The organism is Microvirga vignae, assembly GCF_001017175.1.
Classification (GTDB): Bacteria; Pseudomonadota; Alphaproteobacteria; order Rhizobiales; family Beijerinckiaceae; genus Microvirga; species Microvirga vignae.
Genome location: NZ_LCYG01000142.1, coordinates 1 through 4,418, shown reverse-complemented (window position 1 = coordinate 4,418; position 4,418 = coordinate 1). Strand labels below are relative to the sequence as shown.

Annotated in this window: 5 protein-coding genes; 2 read left to right on the top strand and 3 right to left on the bottom strand. The window is 65.1% G+C overall.

Features of this window, described 5'->3' with window-relative positions; translation table 11 throughout:
* Positions 1-16: 16 nt before the first annotated feature.
* A complete protein-coding gene (locus AA309_RS30830) occupies positions 17-514 on the bottom strand; it encodes a response regulator (RefSeq protein ID WP_047192844.1) in 498 nt (165 codons plus the stop codon).
* A 210-nt stretch (positions 515-724) separates the two neighbouring features.
* On the opposite strand from AA309_RS30830, the gene AA309_RS34935 reads away from it, so the two are divergent.
* Positions 725-979: a hypothetical protein gene (locus AA309_RS34935; protein ID WP_150117861.1), complete on the top strand. Its 255-nt coding sequence runs from the start codon at positions 725-727 to the stop codon at positions 977-979.
* A gap of 31 nt (positions 980-1,010) precedes the next feature.
* Positions 1,011-2,183: an amidoligase family protein gene (locus AA309_RS30820; protein WP_244470558.1), complete on the top strand. Its 1,173-nt coding sequence runs from the start codon at positions 1,011-1,013 to the stop codon at positions 2,181-2,183.
* A gap of 189 nt (positions 2,184-2,372) precedes the next feature.
* Here the strand turns inward: AA309_RS30820 and AA309_RS30815 are convergent, their stop codons facing one another.
* Together AA309_RS30815 and AA309_RS32735 are read right to left on the bottom strand one after the other, a co-directional pair.
* Positions 2,373-2,822: a DUF421 domain-containing protein gene (locus AA309_RS30815; RefSeq protein WP_047192842.1), complete on the bottom strand. Its 450-nt coding sequence runs from the start codon at positions 2,820-2,822 to the stop codon at positions 2,373-2,375.
* 17 nt (positions 2,823-2,839) lie between these two features.
* On the bottom strand, positions 2,840-3,445 hold the full coding sequence (locus AA309_RS32735) for a hypothetical protein (protein ID WP_052955132.1): 606 nt from the start codon (positions 3,443-3,445) through the stop codon (positions 2,840-2,842).
* Between the last annotated feature and the right edge of the window lie 973 nt (positions 3,446-4,418).

The following is a 4,418-nucleotide window of genomic DNA, read 5'->3' as shown; positions in this document are numbered from 1 at the left end:
CAGGTATGGGGCGTGTTCATCGAGCGATGCTCCGATTGGGTTTGCTTGAGACTTGCGCGATGGCCCTCGCGCGGCGTTCGATGCGACGTTCGATTTCGTTCTCGGGAACGTTGCCGGGCTGCCTTGGGGTGGTGCCGAAAGCCGCACGATGGCCGACGAGGCGATCGACGAGGGCGCCGATCGGGAAGGGCTTCCGCAGCGACACGGCGTTCTGCAGGGAGGGCGGCGACGCCTCGTGCGGGCCGAAGGCATGGACCACGGGCCGCTTTGGCCACAGGAGATGGAAGATGGCGCCGACCTTCCAGGCCTCCGCCGAGCCGAAGTGGCCGACGCCGCAATAGAGGCCGTCGAACTCGGCTGCCGCCATGAGTCTCAAGGCCACCTCCTCGGTCGGGGCGAGGACGGTGTCGCAGCCGGCTTCCCTGAGGGCGCGCGCGATCTCGTCGCGCAAAACGGGATCGTCCTCGACCATGAGGATGGTCGGCGCGTTCAGCATTGAAATGTTGGAATCCATGCTCGGATCCTCCAGTTGCGTTCGCGCTCGTGGGCGCAAGTGCAAGAGAAGGAGTCCGACATCGCGAGCGGCGACCCGCTCGCCAGAGGGGCCCGGACCCTCGTGACATTCCTTACGTAGGCAGCGTTTCCCGGTGCTGCAAGGCCGGCCGGCGGATTCCCAACGAAAAGCCACGACCGAGTACTGGCCCTTGATTAGGGGATCGTGACGATGACGGCCGCCCTACGCGACGCGGACCCGGAGATGCGGCACGAGGGCGGCGAGTGCGAACGGCAGCGACAGGACCATCGCCAACCCGACCATGAGGACGGCCGTCTCGAACGAGACCAGGAGCGCCAGTCTGAGGATGGCGGGCCATGGACGGCGCGTTCTCGGGACATCCCCGGGGAAGCCCGCATCGCGGCATCTCCCCTGTTCGGGCACTTGGCACGTTCCGTGTGGGATGTGCAGGCACCCGGCCCTTAAGGAAAGATGATGGGAACATTACGATTCCTCCATGTGCGACCCTCGAGCGCGGCCGTACATTGTCATTCGTCCCGGCCACGCCCATGTCCGGCTGATGCATGACCTTGCGAACCGCTTTGAGAACTTTGGCACGCCGGTTGGAACGGCGGGCGACCCATGGCGCCGGGTTGGGGTCGAGATCGAGTTCATGGGACCTGGCGCGCGCGCCGCCGCCGAGGCCGTCGCCCGCGATCTTGGCGGGTCCATCTCCATGGAGGATCCGCATGCCTACAGGATCCTCGGCACCCGCCTCGGCGACATGCGCGTCGAAACGGACCTGAGGCACGTCCACCCCCAGCGACGCAACGGCCTCGGCATGAGGCTCGACGGGCGGACCGCAGCGTTGCTCGGCGATCTCCTCTCGCCCTTCGTCCCGCGGGAGCTCGTCACGTCCCCATTGCCGATCGGACGGCTGTCCGAGGTGCAGGACGTCATGGATGTCCTGCGCTCCGTCGGCGGCCGCGGTCGGGGCGCGGTCCTGCTGGACTCGCTCGGACTCCACTTCAACGTCGACCCGCCCTGCCTCGATGCGCCGACGGTGACGGCGTTCCTCAAGGCCTTCCTCCTCCTTGAAGGGCGCCTGCGCCGGGAGACCGCGCGGGGGAGCCGGCGGCTCACCATCGCGCTTCCGCCCGCATTCCCGCAGGACTACGCCAGGCGAGTGCTCGATCACGGGTACTGGCCTGGCTTGGCCGAGCTGACGGACGACTACTTGGCGGCGAACCCTACCCGGAACAGGGCACTCGATCTCCTGCCGCTCCTCGCCTGGATGAATGAGGGGAAGGTCCGCCGCGCGCTCCCGCATGAGAAGATTGGCCCGCGCCCGGCCTTCCACTACCGCCTCCCCCAAGCTCACCTGAGCGATCCGGGATGGAGCCTCATGCCGGACTGGGAGCGATGGCTCCTCGTGGAGGGACTTGCCACGGAACTCGGAACCACGTGCGGGATGGAGACGGTGGGTCGCACGGGCGTGTTGCAGGGATCGGATTGCGGACGCATTGAATGCAACCATAGCCCGGCTGGGGGATCTGCCAAGGGGCGCGGTGCGGCACCTCACGCCAAGCGAGAAGGCGATGCTCGACGTTCCGGTCCGGACCGCCCCAAGCCCGCTCGGGCCTCCGCGGGGGTAGCAACCCCAGATTGTCGATCTCAGGACCGGGAGTAAGTCCCACTAAGGAAGTCCCACTATTGGTAGTATGCATAGAGCGCCCACGCCAGGATGGCGACAATGATCGCCAAGCCGGCATGCCATCGCGCAGCCTTCCTGACGGCCTCCGCGGTTGTCGGAGGCCGTCGCCGCAACGCTCGCGGCAGCGGGCGATAGAGGATCCTGTACATTGGTTTCATGGCGGACCTACCCGTTCGCCTGGGGCACGATGGTGATGCCGCCGCTGACTTCGACGATGGCGTACTTGATCTGATCCAGCCGCTCGATCCCATGCATGCGGCGGGCGGCCTCCATCACGTCGTCCCGGCTCACGCGCGCCGTGTTCATGCGCTCCTGCATGAGACGGCCATGCTCGACGATGATCGTCGGCACGCCGTCCATGAGCTTCTCCATGGTCTTCCAGCGGCTCTTGATCAGCGACATGCCGATGTTGATGAACAGCAGCGTGATGATCACCAGGGCGGCGTGCACGACCGATGGATCGTCGCCGAGCAGCACCGGCTCGGTCGCCTCGCCGATGATCAGCAACAGGACGAAATCGAACGGCGTCATCTCTGAGAGCGTGCGGCGGCCTGCGATACGGAACACGATCAGCAGGAAGAAATAGATGAAGGCGGCTCTGAGCACCGAGTCCATGATTGTGGCCCCACGGGCTAGGGGTAGACGAACTGAGTGAAGCGGGCCGGCTCGCGGCCGCCCAGACCGATCTCGGCCGAGTGGGAGCCGACATCCCGCATCCTCAGCGCGAAACGGATCGTGGCCGCCCGGCCTGGCTGCGCCACCGGGAAGACGTACTCGACGTCGCCGCCGAGGCTCCTGGCCTCCTGGGGCTCGGGCACGATCCCCTTCACCTCGACCGCATCGAGGAAGGTGCCGCTCATGCGAAGCGGGATGGCATCTTCGGTCGACGCTTCGCGCGCAATATCCACCCGCAGGGTGAATTCGGATTCCTGTCGCTGGAAGCGTTCGAATTCGACCCGCAGCAGGCCAGCCGGATCGCTCGCCTGCTGCCAGCTCACGGGGCCGGATCCGAAGACGCCGGTCAGAGCGGTCAGGACGAGGCCGCCCATGGCGAGCCAACCTATCCTCTGGATGACCCACGTCCGCCGCTGCCAAGCCATGTCTTCGTCAACTTCGATGGGGCGAGGGGCTTCACTTGGTTGATGGCGCCGGTTCCCAGGCTTGAGGTTTCGGCTTGGAGCGTTTGCGCGCGCGTTGTCGCTGGCCGTGGCAGCCAGTTCATCATGTCGCATGTCCATCTGACCTCACATGGCCTTCCGCGCGGGGCTGAAGGGCAGGTCCGGCCAAGGATGGCAGGGGCCGTCGGCCTGCGGGCAGGCATCGGATCGATCACTTTGCTGGAGAGAGCATGTCCGCCCGGCTGGGAGGGCCTACGAGGCACGCCTCCCCAGCCGGGTCACGAGCCCGTTTGGAGGCTCCCGGCGCGGGTCAGGTATCGTTTCTGCGACAAAGGTCCGAACATGATCCAATCGACATGGGGCCCGGCTCCTGGAATTCAACTCAGACGGGGATGAATTGGCGTTTGGCGGCAGTTCGCCACCCAGGTTTCAGGCTGTCGGAATTGTTGGCTCCCAAGGCGTTCGGAGCGCAAGAAGCAAGGTTACGATTTGGAGGACGGGCACCTGGATCCTCACACGCACGGGTTTGCTGACTGGAAGGCGGGATCGGGATGAGACAGTGCCGTTGAGCTCCGGCCATTTGACATTTGCGCCAAAGCTACGCATTAACCGTCCATCATGCCGAGCTTTGTACCATTCCGTCGTGGCCTGCATCGAGCAGGGAATCTGATCGCGGGCAATTAACCCCGAGCTCAACACGCGTCCGAGCTCGGGGCCTGAAGACGCCTGCCCTCCCCATCAACATTGATCGTCCGGCATCCGGTTCGCAGCGGCACTTGATCGTGCTTTTGGTCAACCGGCAGCTCCCTTTGTGTTGCCTGACAATCCAAGTTGCGCCGCGGTCGGATCCAGCAAGCGAATTGCTGGTCCACGGCATGCGCGATTGCATGGGGATTGGACGACGGCGGGGTCGCATGACCCGCCTGGGACAGCCGTCCAGATGCAGCCAATGAATGGCCTTCAGACAATTCCATCCGCTGATGCCCACTGTTGTGGCCATCCCCGCTGAAACCTTTTCGCCACCTCTGGTGTGGCCAAGGGAACCACCATGGACAGAACCGAAATGAAAAATGACCACTTGGCCCGTCCATGG

Excerpts from the sequence above, each read along its gene's own strand:
- AA309_RS32735 (WP_052955132.1), bottom strand. The coding sequence starts at position 3,445 with ATGGACATGCGACATGATGAACTGGCTGCCACGGCCAGCGACAACGCG.
- AA309_RS30820 (WP_244470558.1), top strand. The coding sequence starts at position 1,011 with ATGTGCGACCCTCGAGCGCGGCCGTACATTGTCATTCGTCCCGGCCAC.
- AA309_RS34935 (WP_150117861.1), top strand. The coding sequence starts at position 725 with ATGACGGCCGCCCTACGCGACGCGGACCCGGAGATGCGGCACGAGGGC.
- AA309_RS30815 (WP_047192842.1), bottom strand. The coding sequence starts at position 2,822 with ATGGACTCGGTGCTCAGAGCCGCCTTCATCTATTTCTTCCTGCTGATC.
- AA309_RS30830 (WP_047192844.1), bottom strand. The coding sequence starts at position 514 with ATGGATTCCAACATTTCAATGCTGAACGCGCCGACCATCCTCATGGTC.